Origin of the sequence: Escherichia sp. E1V33, from assembly GCF_004211955.1 — a bacterium.
GTDB lineage: Bacteria > Pseudomonadota > Gammaproteobacteria > Enterobacterales > Enterobacteriaceae > Escherichia.
The window spans coordinates 23,371-39,917 of the sequence record NZ_RHJI01000005.1 but is presented as its reverse complement, the minus strand read 5'-3'; the positions used below and the strand labels follow the sequence as shown (position 1 = coordinate 39,917).

Annotated in this window: 15 protein-coding genes; 11 read left to right on the top strand and 4 right to left on the bottom strand. The window is 51.3% G+C overall.

The window, feature by feature from the left end; genetic code table 11:
* The first annotated feature begins 3 nt into the window (after window positions 1-3).
* The 10 genes from D9742_RS04690 (at window position 4) to D9742_RS04645 (ending at window position 9,308) form a co-directional block, all read left to right on the top strand.
* Window positions 4-801, top strand: coding sequence for a metal-dependent hydrolase (locus D9742_RS04690; protein ID WP_130236145.1), 798 nt, complete (start codon window positions 4-6; stop codon window positions 799-801).
* A 294-nt stretch (window positions 802-1,095) separates the two neighbouring features.
* Window positions 1,096-2,529: a PTS glucose transporter subunit IIBC gene (gene ptsG, locus D9742_RS04685; protein ID WP_000475697.1), complete on the top strand. Its 1,434-nt coding sequence runs from the start codon at window positions 1,096-1,098 to the stop codon at window positions 2,527-2,529.
* A 496-nt stretch (window positions 2,530-3,025) separates the two neighbouring features.
* Window positions 3,026-3,385: a purine nucleoside phosphoramidase gene (hinT, locus tag D9742_RS04680; RefSeq protein WP_054445830.1), complete on the top strand. Its 360-nt coding sequence runs from the start codon at window positions 3,026-3,028 to the stop codon at window positions 3,383-3,385.
* Window positions 3,386-3,387: 2 nt separating this feature from the next.
* A complete protein-coding gene (locus D9742_RS04675; protein ID WP_130205557.1) occupies window positions 3,388-3,765 on the top strand; it encodes a YcfL family protein in 378 nt (125 codons plus the stop codon).
* Between the two features lie 13 nt (window positions 3,766-3,778).
* A complete protein-coding gene (lpoB, locus tag D9742_RS04670) occupies window positions 3,779-4,420 on the top strand; it encodes a penicillin-binding protein activator LpoB (RefSeq protein WP_130236144.1) in 642 nt (213 codons plus the stop codon).
* Complete coding sequence (gene thiK / locus D9742_RS04665; RefSeq protein WP_130236143.1) at window positions 4,401-5,225, top strand: thiamine kinase; 825 nt, start codon at window positions 4,401-4,403, stop codon at window positions 5,223-5,225. The genes lpoB and thiK overlap by 20 nt, the downstream gene beginning before the upstream one ends.
* A 10-nt stretch (window positions 5,226-5,235) precedes the next feature.
* On the top strand, window positions 5,236-6,261 hold the full coding sequence (gene nagZ / locus D9742_RS04660) for a beta-N-acetylhexosaminidase (RefSeq protein WP_130236142.1): 1,026 nt from the start codon (window positions 5,236-5,238) through the stop codon (window positions 6,259-6,261).
* Between the two features lie 22 nt (window positions 6,262-6,283).
* Window positions 6,284-6,826, top strand: coding sequence for an alpha/beta hydrolase YcfP (ycfP, locus tag D9742_RS04655; RefSeq protein WP_130236141.1), 543 nt, complete (start codon window positions 6,284-6,286; stop codon window positions 6,824-6,826).
* A 411-nt stretch (window positions 6,827-7,237) separates the two neighbouring features.
* On the top strand, window positions 7,238-8,542 hold the full coding sequence (gene ndh, locus D9742_RS04650; protein WP_064528597.1) for an NADH-quinone dehydrogenase: 1,305 nt from the start codon (window positions 7,238-7,240) through the stop codon (window positions 8,540-8,542).
* A gap of 226 nt (window positions 8,543-8,768) precedes the next feature.
* Window positions 8,769-9,308, top strand: coding sequence for a glycine zipper 2TM domain-containing protein (locus D9742_RS04645; protein ID WP_130236140.1), 540 nt, complete (start codon window positions 8,769-8,771; stop codon window positions 9,306-9,308).
* A 62-nt stretch (window positions 9,309-9,370) separates the two neighbouring features.
* Here the strand turns inward: D9742_RS04645 and comR are convergent, their stop codons facing one another.
* On the bottom strand, window positions 9,371-10,003 hold the full coding sequence (comR, locus tag D9742_RS04640) for a TetR family copper-responsive transcriptional repressor ComR (protein ID WP_130236139.1): 633 nt from the start codon (window positions 10,001-10,003) through the stop codon (window positions 9,371-9,373).
* Between the two features lie 240 nt (window positions 10,004-10,243).
* On the opposite strand from comR, the gene bhsA reads away from it, so the two are divergent.
* Window positions 10,244-10,501: a multiple stress resistance protein BhsA gene (gene bhsA / locus D9742_RS04635; RefSeq protein ID WP_000800147.1), complete on the top strand. Its 258-nt coding sequence runs from the start codon at window positions 10,244-10,246 to the stop codon at window positions 10,499-10,501.
* A gap of 81 nt (window positions 10,502-10,582) precedes the next feature.
* Here bhsA and ldtC read toward each other — a convergent pair whose 3' ends face one another.
* The 3 genes from ldtC to D9742_RS04620 all read right to left on the bottom strand — a co-directional run bounded on the left by ldtC (window position 10,583) and on the right by D9742_RS04620 (window position 16,336).
* Complete coding sequence (gene ldtC, locus D9742_RS04630; protein ID WP_165382756.1) at window positions 10,583-11,545, bottom strand: L,D-transpeptidase LdtC; 963 nt, start codon at window positions 11,543-11,545, stop codon at window positions 10,583-10,585.
* Window positions 11,546-11,688: 143 nt separating this feature from the next.
* Entirely contained in the window at window positions 11,689-15,135 is a 3,447-nt protein-coding gene (gene mfd, locus D9742_RS04625; RefSeq protein WP_130236138.1) for a transcription-repair coupling factor, read from the bottom strand.
* 127 nt (window positions 15,136-15,262) lie between these two features.
* Window positions 15,263-16,336, bottom strand: coding sequence for an acyltransferase family protein (locus D9742_RS04620; protein ID WP_001612821.1), 1,074 nt, complete (start codon window positions 16,334-16,336; stop codon window positions 15,263-15,265).
* Window positions 16,337-16,547: the final 211 nt, after the last annotated feature.

Sequence of the window (16,547 nt, the reverse complement as noted above, 5' to 3'; positions counted from 1 at the left end):
ATCATGTTTTTAGTCGACTCACACTGCCATCTCGATGGTCTGGATTATGAATCTTTGCATAAGGACGTGGATGACGTCCTGGCGAAAGCCGCTGCGCGCGATGTGAAATTTTGTCTGGTGGTTGCCACGACATTACCGGGTTATCTGCATATGCGGGATCTGGTAGGCGAACGTGATAACGTCGTATTTTCTTGCGGCGTGCATCCGCTCAACCAGAACGATCCCTATGATGTGGAAGATTTACGCCGCCTGGCGGCGGAAGAGGGCGTTGTTGCTCTCGGGGAAACCGGGCTGGATTATTATTACACGCCGGAAACTAAAGTTCGTCAGCAAGAGTCTTTCATCAACCATATCCAGATTGGTCGTGAACTGAACAAGCCGGTTATCGTCCATACCCGTGACGCCCGTGCCGATACGCTGGCAATTCTGCGCGAAGAAAAGGTGACGGATTGCGGTGGCGTACTACACTGTTTTACAGAGGACAGAGAAACGGCAGGCAAATTACTGGATCTTGGATTTTACATCTCCTTCTCCGGGATTGTGACCTTCCGTAATGCAGAACAACTACGTGATGCCGCGCGTTATGTGCCGCTCGACCGGTTACTGGTAGAAACTGACGCGCCTTATCTGGCACCTGTGCCGCATCGAGGAAAAGAGAATCAACCTGCAATGGTTCGTGATGTTGCTGAATACATGGCTGTGTTGAAAGGTGTTGCCGTTGAAGAGCTGGCGCAGGTAACCACCGATAACTTCGCCCGCCTGTTTCATATCGACGCTTCCCGCCTTCAATCCATCCGTTAAATGAATTTATTTTAAGGCTCGTAATTAATTACTAAAACGAGTACAGTTCACCGCCGCAAATTGGGCGGTGAATAACCATGTTTGATGCATCATGGCATTTCTTTTGTCAATATGTGCAACTTCGCTAAAGGTCCGAAGTTGAAACGTGATAGCCGTCAAACAAATCGATAATGAATTATTTTACTCTGTGTAATAAATAAAGGGCGCTTAGACGCCCTGTACACGGCAAGGTTCTCCCCCCCTTGTCACGCGTGAGAACGTTAAAAGCACCCATACTCAGGAGCACTCTCAATTATGTTTAAGAATGCATTTGCTAACCTGCAAAAGGTCGGTAAATCGCTGATGCTGCCGGTATCCGTACTGCCTATCGCAGGTATTCTACTGGGCGTCGGTTCCGCGAACTTCAGCTGGCTGCCCGCCGTTGTATCGCATGTTATGGCAGAAGCGGGCGGTTCCGTCTTTGCAAACATGCCACTGATTTTTGCAATTGGTGTCGCCCTCGGCTTTACCAATAACGATGGCGTATCCGCGCTGGCCGCAGTTGTTGCCTATGGCATCATGGTAAAAACCATGGCCGTGGTTGCGCCGCTGGTACTGCATTTACCTGCTGAAGAAATCGCCGCTAAACACCTGGCGGATACGGGCGTACTCGGGGGGATCATCTCCGGTGCGATCGCAGCGTACATGTTTAACCGTTTCTACCGTATCAAGCTGCCTGAGTATCTTGGCTTCTTTGCCGGTAAACGCTTTGTGCCGATTATTTCTGGCCTGGCTGCCATCTTTACTGGCGTTGTGCTGTCCTTTATTTGGCCGCCAATTGGTTCCGCTATTCAGACCTTCTCCCAGTGGGCTGCTTACCAGAACCCGGTAGTTGCGTTTGGCATTTACGGCTTCATCGAACGCTGCCTGGTACCGTTTGGTCTGCACCACATCTGGAACGTACCTTTCCAGATGCAGATTGGTGAATACACCAACGCCGCAGGTCAGGTATTCCACGGTGACATTCCGCGTTATATGGCGGGTGACCCGACTGCGGGTAAACTGTCTGGCGGCTTCCTGTTCAAAATGTACGGCCTGCCGGCTGCCGCGATTGCTATCTGGCACTCTGCTAAACCAGAAAACCGCGCTAAAGTCGGCGGTATCATGATCTCCGCAGCGCTGACCTCGTTCCTGACCGGTATTACCGAGCCGATCGAGTTCTCCTTCATGTTCGTTGCGCCGATCCTGTACATCATCCACGCGATTCTGGCAGGTCTGGCATTCCCGATCTGTATCCTGCTGGGTATGCGCGATGGTACATCGTTCTCGCACGGTCTGATCGACTTCATCGTCCTGTCTGGTAACAGCAGCAAGCTGTGGCTGTTCCCGATTGTCGGTATCGGTTATGCGATTGTTTACTACACCATCTTCCGTGTGCTGATTAAAGCTCTGGATCTGAAAACCCCGGGCCGTGAAGACGCAACTGAAGATGCAAAAGCTGCCGGCACCAGCGAAATGGCACCGGCTCTGGTTGCTGCGTTTGGCGGTAAAGAAAACATCACTAACCTTGACGCATGTATTACCCGTCTGCGTGTTAGCGTTGCGGATGTGTCCAAAGTGGATCAGGCTGGCCTGAAGAAACTGGGCGCAGCAGGCGTAGTGGTTGCTGGTTCTGGTGTTCAGGCGATTTTCGGTACGAAATCCGATAACCTGAAAACCGAAATGGATGAGTACATCCGTAACCACTAATCCGTAAGACGTTGGGGAGACTAAGGCAGCCGAATGGCTGCCTTTTTTACAGTCGATAATCAGACCGGGCATTATTAAATTGCGTGTTGCGCCCCGGATGATAGTTCCTTTCACGTTGGTATCGTAGGTGTAGTCGAGCAGATTATTCCCAGCAATGAGACGTTTTTGGTTATCTAATAACAGTTGAACAGTGCCACCTGCGCATAGCAATTTTGCCCAGCAGTGGAAGGAAACTGCCAAAGCAATACAGGTGGTAGCAGGGAGGGGCCGGTAGCCGATTGATGCTGTAATCTAAACCAAAGAGAAAGGTGTTTTCGACCCATTCATAGGCGAAAATGGGAATAATGGTGATGTATACGGCAGTAAAACGATTTTTTGCTTAATAAATCGTGGCTTAAGGTTGAAAGAGCAGGTTTAACTCGACCATACTCTATACTCGCAGTGTAGCGCGGCGTAGCATGGCGCAACGCATGGCAATTTGAAAAAGGAAAGTGTCGTGGCAGAAGAAACTATTTTCAGCAAAATTATTCGTCGTGAGATCCCCTCCGATATCGTCTACCAGGATGAGCTGGTAACGGCGTTTCGCGATATTTCGCCGCAAGCGCCAACGCATATTCTGATCATTCCTAACATCCTTATCCCTACCGTGAACGACGTATCTGCCGAGCATGAGCAGGCGCTGGGGCGTATGATCACCGTAGCGGCAAAAATCGCTGAGCAAGAAGGTATTGCCGAAGATGGCTATCGTTTGATCATGAATACTAACCGTCATGGCGGACAAGAGGTCTATCACATTCATATGCACCTGCTGGGTGGCCGTCCGTTGGGGCCAATGCTGGCGCATAAAGGCTTGTAACGATGAGAAAAGGATGCTTTGGACTGGCGTCTTTGGCGTTGCTATTGCTGGTGGGCTGTCGCTCACATCCGGAAATTCCGGTGAATGATGAACAGTCACTGGTGATGGAGTCATCTTTGCTGGCAGCGGGCATTAGCGCAGAAAAGCCCGTTCTTTCAACGTCTGATATTCAGCCTTCAGCATCCTCGACGCTTTATAACGAAAGGCAAGAACCCGTTACCGTTCATTATCGTTTTTACTGGTATGACGCCAGGGGGCTTGAGATGCACCCTCTGGAAACGCCGCGCAGCGTCACCATTCCCGCACGTTCAGCGGTGACTCTGTACGGCAGCGCCAATTTTCTGGGGGCGCACAAAGTCAGACTTTATCTTTATTTGTAAGGGGTGAATCTTGATGACAAAAATGAGTCGCTACGCCTTAATTACCGCGCTGGCGATGTTTCTCGCCGGGTGTGTGGGGCCACGTGAACCCGCACCGGTAGAAGAGGTGAAACCTACGCCGGAGCAACCTGCCGAGCCGCAACAGCCAGTGCCCACTGTACCATCAGTGCCGACGATCCCGGAGCAACCAGGGCCAATTGAGCACGAAGACCAAACCGCACCGCCTGCGCCGCATATTCGTCATTATGACTGGAATGGCGCAATGCAGCCGATGGTCGGTAAGATGCTTGGGGCCGATGGCGTGACCGCAGGCAGCGTCTTGCTGGTTGATAGCGTCAATAACCGCACCAATGGTTCTTTGAATACCGGGGAAGCGACAGAAACGCTGCGCAATGCACTGGCTAATAACGGTAAATTTACCCTCGTTTCCGCCCAGCAGCTTTCGATGGCCAAGCAGCAGTTAGGTTTGTCGCCGCAGGACAGCTTAGGCACTCGTAGTAAAGCCATTGGTATTGCTCGCAACGTGGGGGCCCATTACGTGCTGTACTCCAGCGCCTCTGGCAACGTTAACGCTCCGACTCTGCAAATGCAGCTGATGCTGGTGCAGACGGGCGAAATTATCTGGTCAGGTAAAGGTGCCGTTCAGCAACAATAATCCCATCACGCGCGACGAGTTATTGTCGCGCTATTTCCCGCAGTATCACCCCGTCGCGACGTTTAACAGTGGACTTAGTGGCGGGAGTTTTCTCATTGAACATCAGGATCAGCGTTTTGTTGTGCGTCAGACTCACGATCCTGATGCGCCGCAGTCCGTGTTTCTGCGCCAGTACCGGGCGTTATCAAGATTACCGGCATACCTTGCACCGAAGCCACATCTCTATCTCCGTGGCTGGATGGTGGTCGACTATTTGCCCGGCGAGGTAAAAACGCAATTGCCGGATACCGACGAACTGGCAGGCTTGCTGTATTATCTGCATCAACAACCGCGTTTTGGCTGGCGAATAACCCTGCTGCCGTTGCTGGAACGGTACTGGCAGCGAAGCGATCCGGCACGGCGGACCGCGGGTTGGCTGCGACTATTAAAACGGCTGCGCAAAATAAGGGAACCACAGCCATTACGTTTAAGCCCGTTGCATATGGATGTTCATGCCGGAAACTTAGTGCATAGTGTGTCAGGGTTAAAACTCATTGACTGGGAGTATGCCGGTGATGGCGATATCGCTCTGGAACTGGCGGCGGTGTGGATGGAAAATAGTGAGCAGCACCGGCAATTAGTTAATGACTATGCCGCGCGGGCGAATATTAATCCGGCGCATTTGTGGCATCAGGTCAGGCGCTGGTTTCCCTGGTTACTGATGCTGAAAGCAGGGTGGTTTGAGTACCGCTGGCAACAAACCGGCGATCAACAATTTATCAGGCTGGCCAATGACACCTGGCGGCAGCTATCAATAAAACAATAAGGAGAGCAGTGTGGGTCCAGTAATGTTGGATGTTGAAGGTTATGAACTGGATGCGGAAGAGCGCGAAATACTTGCGCATCCGCTGGTGGGAGGACTGATTCTCTTTACACGTAACTATCATGATCCAGCACAGTTGCGCGAACTGGTCCGCCAGATCCGCGCAGCTTCACGCAATCACCTGGTGGTGGCGGTAGATCAGGAAGGTGGACGCGTGCAGCGTTTTCGCGAAGGTTTTACCCGCTTACCGGCAGCACAATCCTTTGCTGCGCTGTTGGGAATGGAAGAGGGCGGCAAGCTGGCGCAAGAGGCGGGTTGGCTGATGGCCAGCGAAATGATCGCTATGGATATTGATATCAGCTTTGCCCCAGTTCTGGACGTAGGACATATTAGCGCGGCGATTGGTGAACGTTCTTATCATGCCGACCCAGAAAAAGCCCTGGCAATCGCCAGTCGGTTTATTGATGGGATGCATGAAGCCGGAATGAAAACCACCGGTAAACATTTTCCTGGCCACGGTGCCGTAACTGCAGATTCACACAAAGAGACGCCGTGCGACCCACGCCCGCAAGCGGAAATTCGTGCCAAAGATATGTCGGTTTTCAGCACGTTAATTCGCGAAAATAAACTCGATGCCATTATGCCCGCGCATGTGATCTACAGCGATGTTGATCCGCGTCCGGCGAGCGGTTCTCCCCACTGGCTGAAAACTGTTTTACGTCAGGAGCTGGGGTTTGACGGCGTGATTTTCTCTGACGATTTATCGATGGAAGGTGCAGCGATTATGGGCAGTTATGCCGAGCGTGGACAGGCATCACTGGATGCAGGTTGCGATATGATCCTGGTCTGCAATAATCGTAAAGGGGCCGTCAGCGTGTTAGATAATCTGTCACCGATCAAGGCAGAACGTGTTACACGTTTGTATCATAAAGGTTCATTTTCGCGACAGGAACTGATGGACTCGGCTCGCTGGAAAGAGATCAGCACCCGTCTGAATCAGTTACATGAACGCTGGCAGGAAGAGAAGGCAGGTCATTAACCCTGGCTTATGTGAGGAAGCGATGATTATCTATTTGCACGGTTTTGACTCTAACAGTCCGGGTAACCACGAGAAAGTCTTACAATTGCAGTTTATTGACCCGGATGTACGGCTAATAAGCTACAGCACCCGGCATCCGAAACATGATATGCAGCATCTGCTCAAAGAAGTGGACAAAATGCTGCAACTGAATGTCGATGATCGCCCGCTCATTTGTGGTGTTGGTCTGGGCGGTTATTGGGCTGAGCGGATTGGTTTTCTCTGTGATATCCGTCAGGTGATCTTCAACCCCAATTTGTTCCCTAATGAGAACATGGAAGGGAAGATTGATCGCCCGGAAGAGTATGCCGATATTGCTACCAAGTGTGTGACCAACTTCCGTGAGAAGAATCGCGATCGTTGCCTGGTGATTTTGTCGCGTCACGATGAAGCGCGTAACAGCCAGCGGACATCTGAAGAATTGCATCATTATTACGAGATTGTCTGGGACGAAGAACAGACGCACAAATTCAAAAATATCTCTCCGCATTTGCAGCGCATTAAGGCATTCAAAACTCTCGGGTAATTGGCATCGTCGCATCAGGTAACCTTGTCGGTACCTGATGCGCTCCGGATTCTGTAGGTAGGATAAGGCGTTCACGCCGCATCCGACAGTCGAGCATCAATGAATGCCTGATGCGATGTTGCGCTTCTTATCAGGCCTACCAAACGCCCTCCATATACGCCTCACCCTATATCACTCTCCCGAATTCGTTCAAATAATAAACAATAAGCTGTGTTTTTTGATCTCAACAGGTAAATCCGCCTATCTTTTCAGCAACAAAACTTGATTAACATCAATTTTGGTATGACCAATGCACCATTCATGTTATTCTCAATAGCTAAGAAGATTTTCATTGCTGTAACCTGTTGTTAATTAAGAGCTATGTTAATAACTATTAATTAACAATTGGTTAATAAATTTAAGGGGGTCACGTTGACTACGCCATTGAAAAAGATTGTGATTGTCGGCGGCGGTGCTGGTGGGCTGGAAATGGCAACACAGCTTGGAGATAAGCTGGGGCGCAAGAAAAAAGCCAAAATTACCTTGGTCGATCGTAACCACAGTCACCTGTGGAAACCGTTGTTGCACGAAGTGGCGACTGGATCTCTCGATGAAGGCGTCGATGCGCTGAGCTATCTGGCCCATGCCCGTAATCATGGTTTCCAGTTCCAGCTGGGTTCTGTGGTTGATATCGATCGTGAAGCGAAAACAATCACCATTGCAGAACTTCGCGACGAAAAAGGCGAATTGTTAGTTCCAGAGCGGAAAATTGCTTACGACACGCTGGTGATGGCGCTGGGTAGCACTTCTAACGATTTCAACACGCCGGGAGTGAAAGAGAACTGCATTTTCCTTGATAACCCACATCAGGCGCGTCGTTTCCATCAGGAGATGCTGAATCTGTTCCTGAAGTTTTCTGCTAACCTGGGCGCCAATGGCAAAGTGAATATTGCGATTGTTGGCGGCGGCGCGACCGGCGTCGAGCTCTCTGCTGAATTGCACAATGCCGTGAAACAACTGCACAGTTACGGTTACAAAGGGCTGACCAACGAAGCCCTGAACGTTACTCTAGTGGAAGCGGGAGAGCGAATTTTGCCAGCGCTGCCGCCGCGTATCTCTGCCGCGGCTCACAATGAGTTAACTAAACTGGGCGTTCGAGTGTTGACGCAAACTATGGTTACCAGTGCCGATGAAGGCGGTTTGCACACTAAAGATGGTGAGTATATTCAGGCCGATCTGATGGTGTGGGCTGCCGGGATAAAAGCACCAGATTTCCTGAAAGATATTGGTGGTCTTGAAACCAACCGTATCAACCAACTGGTGGTGGAACCGACGCTGCAAACCACGCGCGATCCAGACATTTACGCTATTGGCGACTGTGCGTCATGCCCGCGTCCGGAAGGGGGCTTTGTACCGCCGCGCGCTCAGGCCGCACATCAGATGGCGACCTGCGCAATGAACAACATTCTGGCGCAGATGAACGGTAAACCGCTGAAAAATTATCAGTATAAGGATCACGGTTCCTTGGTATCGCTGTCCAACTTCTCCACCGTTGGTAGCCTGATGGGTAACCTGACGCGCGGTTCAATGATGATTGAAGGACGTATTGCGCGCTTTGTGTACATTTCGCTATACCGAATGCATCAGATTGCGCTGCATGGCTACTTTAAAACCGGATTAATGATGCTGGTGGGGAGTATTAACCGCGTTATCCGTCCGCGTCTGAAACTGCATTAATCGGCGTACACTGGCGGATGTGGCATAAACGCCTTATCCGCCCTGGACAAATGGTACGAGCGGTAGGCCTGATAAGACGCGTTAAGCGTCGCATCAGGCATTCCTTCAGACTCCTCCGAATCCTTCAGCTTTTCCTGCTATTCCCACGCTTTTCATCTTCTGTCTGATAGCTGCTTTTCCCCTTCGCTTGCATGATTGTCATAACTGCAAAGAAGGAGGTGTTCCCGTGAATAAATCAATGTTGGCGGGTATCGGGATTGGTGTAGCGGCTGCGCTTGGCGTAGCGGCAGTGGCCAGTCTGAACGTGTTTGAACGTGGCCCGCAATACGCTCAGGTTGTTTCAGCAACCCCAATCAAGGAAACGGTTAAAACACCGCGTCAGGAGTGCCGCAATGTCACGGTGACCCATCGCCGACCGGTGCAGGATGAAAACCGCATTGCTGGTTCGGTCCTCGGGGCCGTCGCTGGCGGGGTGATAGGGCATCAGTTTGGTGGTGGTCGTGGTAAAGATGTCGCCACTGTTGTAGGGGCGCTGGGTGGTGGATATGCCGGTAACCAGATCCAGGGCTCTCTCCAGGAAAGCGATACTTACACTACCACGCAGCAGCGTTGTAAAACGGTGTATGACAAGTCAGAAAAAATGCTCGGTTATGACGTGACCTATAAGATTGGCGATCAGCAGGGCAAAATTCGGATGAACAGCGATCCGGGTTCGCAAATCCCATTAGATAACAACGGGCAACTGGTTCTGAATAACAAAGTATAAAAAGGCTGTACTCTGCAATTTAGCCCCTCATTCGCTCAGGCTGAGGGGCTTTTTTTTGCGTCTTACTTCGCCAGTTCCGGCCATAAACGCAGCGTTGTCCGGGCAATCTGCATCAGTTTTTCCAGCGATGCGCCTTCACGGGCGCTTATAGACATCCCCTGAATAATACAATTAAGAAATTCCGCAAGATGCGTTACGTCACAGTGGGCGGGAATTTCCCCGCGTGCCTGGCGTTGACTTAAAAACTGCTGCAAGGTGCGTTCTTGCATTGCGTGACGTGATTTCACCGTATGAGCAATATCGCCCGAATCCGCTGAAAGCGTGGTGCAGTTGTTAATCATAAAGCAACCCGCGGGGGTGTCTTTGCTGGTAAAGCAGCTGGCGACGGCAGCGAAATAGTCCGCCAGTGCAGACTCCACGCTTTTTTCTTCACAAAACAACTGCGCTTCATGCTTAGCGGCAAAGCGATCGATATAACGGTCGAGTACGGCGCGGAATAACCCCTCTTTGTTGGTAAATTCCGCGTAGAGCGTTGGCGCTTTGGCTCCGGTCGCTTCGACGAGGTCCGCAAGGGAAGTCGCTTCATAACCGTGCTGCCAGAACAATTTCATGGCCTTATCAAGCGCGGCGTCCCTGTCGAACACTTTTGGGCGGCCACGGCTTTTTTTTACACAATGTGTTGAGTCTGTTGCCATGATGCCATTGTACCTGGTGGCTGTGAATGAATGGTTATTATAAAAATAATCACCTTCGTTCACCAGTCCAGAAAAGAGAAAAATAAAAACTCTCTATTTAACTGAAATTTAAAGTTTTTTAATTTAATTAATGATTGTTATAAAAAAATTCTTGTATGTGATCTGGATCACATCTATCATTTAGTTATCGATCGTTAAGTAATTGCTTGCGACGCCATTCATCTGCATAAGGCCACTATTATGAAAAACGTAAAAACCCTCATCGCTGCGGCGATTTTAAGTTCCATGTCATTTGCCAGCTTTGCTGCTGTCGAAGTTCAGGCAACACCAGAAGGACAACAAAAAGTGGGCACTATTAGTGCTAACGCGGGGACAAATCTGGGATCGCTGGAAGAACAACTGGCACAAAAAGCGGATGAGATGGGTGCAAAATCTTTCCGTATTACTTCAGTAACCGGTCCGAATACCCTCCACGGAACGGCAGTCATTTATAAATAAGCATTAACCCTCATTAATGCCCGCTATTGCTGCTTTTTTCCCCGCGACATGCTGTGCCGCGGGGATTTTTTTATCCGGGATTTACAGCGCTTGTGAGCTCAGTTGATGGCGGCGCACATCTACCGGCATTCCGGAACGCACATCCATCACATGCTGCATGACATCGGCGTCAGTTTGCGCTGCATCTTTAAATGATTGCATTGCGCTATTCAGCGTAATCGGCAATAGCTGCGGATCGTCATCAATCTTCTCTGATAGTGGCTGATGCACTTCTACCAGACGCGCGCCGTTTGGTTCGGCAGAGACTTTAATCGGCGTATTGATGATATTCACTTTGGTGCCTGGGGTGACCTGGCTAAAGAGTGTTTTGATATCGTCATCACGCAGACGGATACAGCCAGAACTTACCCGCATGCCAATGCCGAAATCGGCGTTCGTACCGTGCAATAAATAAACACCGCCATAGGCCGCCAGCCGAATCGCATGATGGCCCATTGGGTTGTCCGGTCCAGCCGGAACTACCGCAGGCAACTCAATTCCCTGCGCTTTATAACGGGCGCGGATGTTCGCCGTAGGCGTCCAGGTCGGATTGGCACGTTTATCCGAAACAGTCGTCACCATCGTTGGCGTCAGCGTGTCGCCACCCAATTGGCCAATGCCTATTGGGTACACGGTCACCGAATTTTTGCCCGGGGGGTAGTAATAGAGACGCAACTCTGCAATGTTGATCACAATGCCTTCGCGCGGCGCATCCGGGAGTAAAGTTTGCAACGGAATGGTTAACACACTACCTGCGCGTGGTACATACGGATCAACGCCGGGGTTGGCCTGTAACAGCGCAAGAAAACCGACGTTATATTTTTTGGCAATGGCTTCCAGCGAACCACCATCATTTTCCACCACATGAAATTTGTTTTCGCCAACCAGACGACTGCCCGCAGGCGGCAGCGGCCAGGTATTGGCTGTTGCCGGTAGCGCCAGCGCCACGGTAGCGGCGAACGTAAAAAACGTCAGCCAGCGAGAAAAACGCGTTTTGATCATCACCAAAAATCCATAAAAAATATAAGGTTATTGTAATAAAAAGATAAGTATGAATTATGAATGGTGGCTGTGTCGGATAGTGCAGGGAAGTGCAAAGAATTTGTAAATGTTGGGGATGGGGACGCAGAAACGCCCCCGATTTGCCATTAAGCGATCGCGTTCTCTTCCAGTTCACGCATAAACTGGCGTACCCATTCGATACGCGTTTTCCGCTCGCTCAAATCCTGAATAAACTTCAGGCGCGTCGGACCATCAAGGCGGTAATGTTGCGGCTGTTTTTGCAGCAAACCAATCAACCAGGCTGGATTCACGTGATTCTTCTCGGCAAATTCGATCACGCCGCCTTTCTCATTACCTTCCAGCTTCCTGATCCCCAGCTTCTGCGCTTGCTGGCGCAAACGGGCAATATCCAGCAGGGTACGCGCCGGATCCGGCAGCAGACCGAAGCGATCGATAAGCTCGACTTTGATCTCTTCCAGTTCGTTTTCCGTTTTGGCGCTGGCAATACGTTTATAGAACGACAAACGCGTATTCACGTCAGGAATGAAATCATCTGGCAATAGCGACGGCATCCGCAGCTCGACTTCTGTTTGCTGGCTGGTGAGATCTTCCAGCGACGGCTCGCGTCCGGCTTTCAGTGCATCGACGGCGTTTTCCAGCAACTCCATATACAGCGAGAAACCGATGGTTTCCATTGAGCCGCTTTGTTCTTCGCCAAGCAGTTCACCCGCGCCGCGAATCTCCAGATCGTGCGTTGCCAGCGCAAAACCCGCACCGAGATCTTCCAGCGAGGCAATCGCTTCAAGACGTTTTTGTGCATCGGTGGTCATCGCTTTCGGATGCGGCGTTAACAGCCACGCATACGCCTGGTGGTGCGAACGCCCGACGCGACCGCGCAGCTGGTGCAGCTGCGCCAGACCGAAGTGATCCGCCCGTTCGATGATAATGGTGTTGGCGGTAGGGATGTCGATCCCGGTTTCGATAATTGTGGTACAGACCAGCACGTTGAAACGCTGATGATGGAAATCATTCATCACCCGTTCCAGCTCGCGCTCACGCATCTGCCCGTGACCGATAGCAATCCGCGCTTCTGGCACCAGTTCCGCCAGACGTTCGGCGGCTTTCTGGATGTTTTCCACATCATTGTAGAGATAGTAAACCTGACCGCCGCGCAGAACTTCACGCAGGATCGCCTCCCGGACCACCAGACTGTCATACTCGCGGACAAACGTTTTGACCGCCAGACGACGGGCGGGCGGCGTGGCGATAATCGACAGGTCACGCATTCCGCTCATCGCCATATTCAGCGTACGTGGGATCGGCGTAGCGGTAAGCGTCAGAATATCCACGTTCGCCCGCATCGCTTTAATGCGCTCTTTATGACGCACCCCGAAGCGGTGTTCTTCATCGACAATCAGCAGGCCTAAATCTTTAAACTTAACGTCATTTTGCAGCAGTTTGTGCGTACCGATCAGAATATCGATTTTCCCTTCCGCTACTTCCGCAAGGATTTGCGTCTGTTCTTTGGCGCTGCGGAAACGGGAGATCATTTCGATGCGTACCGGCCAGTTGGCGAAACGGTCGCGGAAGTTGTCGTAATGCTGCTGCGCGAGAAGGGTGGTAGGCACCAGCACCGCCACCTGCTTGTGGTTATCTACCGCCAGGAAAGCGGCGCGCATCGCCACTTCTGTTTTACCAAAGCCAACATCGCCGCACACCAGACGATCCATTGCCAGCGGCTGACACATGTCGCTAAGTACCGCATTAATGGCCTGTGCCTGATCCGGCGTGGTTTCAAACGGGAAGCTGTCGCAGAACAACTGATACTGCTCACGATCGTGTTTAAACGCGAAGCCCTCTTTGGCGGCGCGTTGCGCGTAGATATCCAACAATTCCGCCGCCACATCACGCACTTTTTCCGCCGCTTTCTGCCGCGCGCGTGACCACGCATCGCCGCCAAGTTTATGCAGCGGGGCATTTTCTTCCGCACCACCCGCGTAACGGCTAATCAGATGCAGCGACGACACCGGAACATACAATTTAGCGTCGTTGGCATAGGTGAGCATCAAATACTCGCCGGTAATGCCGCCTGCTTCCAGCGTGGTCATTCCGGCATAGCGCCCGACGCCGTGTTCCAGATGGACCACCGGCTGACCAATATGCAGTTCCGCGAGGTTACGGATCAGTGTATCGGGGTTGATGGCGCGGCGAGAATCCTGACGACGACGGGCAACGCGTTCACCGAGCAGATCGCTTTCGCAAATCAGCGCAAGATTACGTACCGTATCTACAAAACCATGCTCTGCAGCGCCAATCATCAGATAACGTCCACGGTCGCTGGCTTCATCAAGACGCATAATGCGTTGCGGAGCAATTTTAATTCGCGCGAGCAGTTCACCCAGCGCTTCACGGCGACCTTCACTTTCTACCGAGAACACCACCGGACCGTCGAAAGACTCGAGGAACTTACGCAGCGCATCCAGCGGCGCTTTTTGTTGTGCCTGAACGGCCAGATCTGGCAGTTTCTGGAAACCTAAATTGGCATTCGCGGCTTTTGTCGGTAAATGTTCAGTTTTTAGCTGCACTCGGGGCCAGTTTTTCAGCTCTGAGAAGAGCTCGTCCACCCGCAGCCAGAGCGATTGTGGTGGCAACAGTGGGCGCATCGGATCGACGCCGCGATTCTCAAAACGCGCCAGCGTGTCAGCCTGGAAACGTTCGGCACTGTTTTCCAGATCGCCAGTATTCACCAGCAAGGTATTGGCAGGGAAATAACTGAACAGCGGCGGCAGTGGTTCGCTGAAGAACAATGGCTGCCAGTACTCGATCCCGGCAGGTAATGTGCCTTTACTCACTTGCTGGTAAATATGTTCCGGATCGCGCTTCACTTCGAAGGTATCGCGCCACTGGCTGCGGAACAGTTCAATTGCCGCTTTATCGGTCGGAAATTCGTGCGCGGGCAGCAGATTGATCGCTTCTACTTCCTCCAGCGTGCGCTGGCTGTCGACGTCAAACACCCGCAGGCTGTCGATTTCATCATCAAAGAAATCAAGACGATAAGGCAGCTCACTCCCCATCGGGAAGAGATCCAGCAACGCGCCGCGCGTGGCGTATTCGCCGTGCTCCATCACCTGGTCAACATGGCGATAACCGGCGCTGTCCAGTTGGGTTCGTAATGCATCTCGTGACAGGCGCTGACCTTTTTTCATCACCAGCGCATGACCGTGGAGAAAACTGTGTGGGCAAACGCGCTGCATAAGCGTATTCACCGGAACAATCAGTACGCCACGCTGCATCGTCGGTAGCTGGTAAAGGGTGGAAAGGCGCGAGGAGATAATGTCCTGATGAGGCGAAAAACTGTCGTAAGGGAGGGTTTCCCAGTCCGCCAGATTCATCACCATCTGATCGGTGAACTGGCTGATTTCATCATGCAAACGCAGAGCATTTTGCATATCTGGTGCAATGAGTACCACCGGACCGGCGTGACGTTCGGCAATTTCCGCCACCAGCGTCGCGCAGGCAGCGCCGGTTAACTCGCCCAGCAGACGCTGCTCACCCGCTTTGACGGGCAGCGTATAACGATATTGTTCAGGCATAACGGTTGTCAGATTCTCGTTAGGATATGCCTCAACATATGGGGGCATATCTCTGATAAGCAATGCTGTTCATTATCCGTAATCGACATGGTTTAGCAAATTGAATCGCCCCAGCTGGGGCGATGGCTTAGCGGGAGTAACTGACGGCAGCGGGCAGTGAAGGCGGGGAGAACAACAGATCGCTGAATGCACGCTGTGAAAGTTTTCTCACCAGCAAGCCCGCAACAGTACAGATGAACAAACTGACAAAGGGATAAACCAGCAGGAGTGTCAGTTCGACTTGCGGCGACCAGCGTGCTGCGTTCATTTGCGCAAGCAGAGTTAAGCTGAATATTTCAACCAGAATGCGATGGGTGGTGTAGATAGCAATGGTGTTGGAGCCAATCACATTCAGCAGGCTGGTGGAGCGCATACCGAAACGTTGCTCGTATTGATAAAACAGCTTCATGATCACCACAATCGATACAAGCGACAACAGCAGCGAGATAGTAAACAACCAGGCACCGACCGCCAGAACGGTAAGCAAAGAAGCCATCAGCAGATGGCGGCGCAACGGCACCTCTTTAACACAGGTCATTATTGTTGCGCCAAACCATGCGCCAAGGCTGTAATAAGGCAAATTGCGGATCACACTGTTCATTCCCCACCACGGCGTGGGAACGAAATTAACCGCCACACTCAGCAGTACAAACAAGGCGAATAGTGGCAGCGCCAGACGGCTAAAAATTTTACATACCACGAAATAGACAATTAACGCATACAGATACCACAAGCTGGTGCTGGCGGTGAGCATCCCGTGCAGGAACTCACCGGTGGAATCGGCATACGCGGCATTGGAGGCATTGCTTAAATCGCGCTCAGGTGCCAGCCACTGGTTCAGCGCACTTAACGCCAGCCACTGCACCACGCCCCAAAGCGCCAGCACCCAGAAGATGTTCCAGATCCGTTTATCGAGACAATTTCCCCACGGTACGCTGTCGATATAGCGGCGAATCAAATAGCCGGATATAAAGAAAAAAACCGGCATACGAAAGGGTGCAAGGTAAAGATTGAAATAGATCCAGCATTTGCTCAGGACTTCCGATAACGGATGCTGAAAAGTGGTCATATGCGGATAAAAGGTAATGACCGAGTGATAAATCACCACCAGACAAATACATAACCCTTTGATCTGGTTAATCCATAGCTCTTTTTGTTTCATCAGGACAACACGCTCTTTTTTAATTTACATGCGGTTGATCCTGCGGGTTATGACCCGAGGTGTAATGGGTATCTGTCTGTATTGGATGATTTTTCAGATTAAGATCAGGCGGCAAGATTGATGATAAAACATGGCAATTTAGCCGATTGATTTACGGGGGCTTTTCAGATTAGCCCTGACGATCACTTACAGTTCAGACGTTTACCCATCT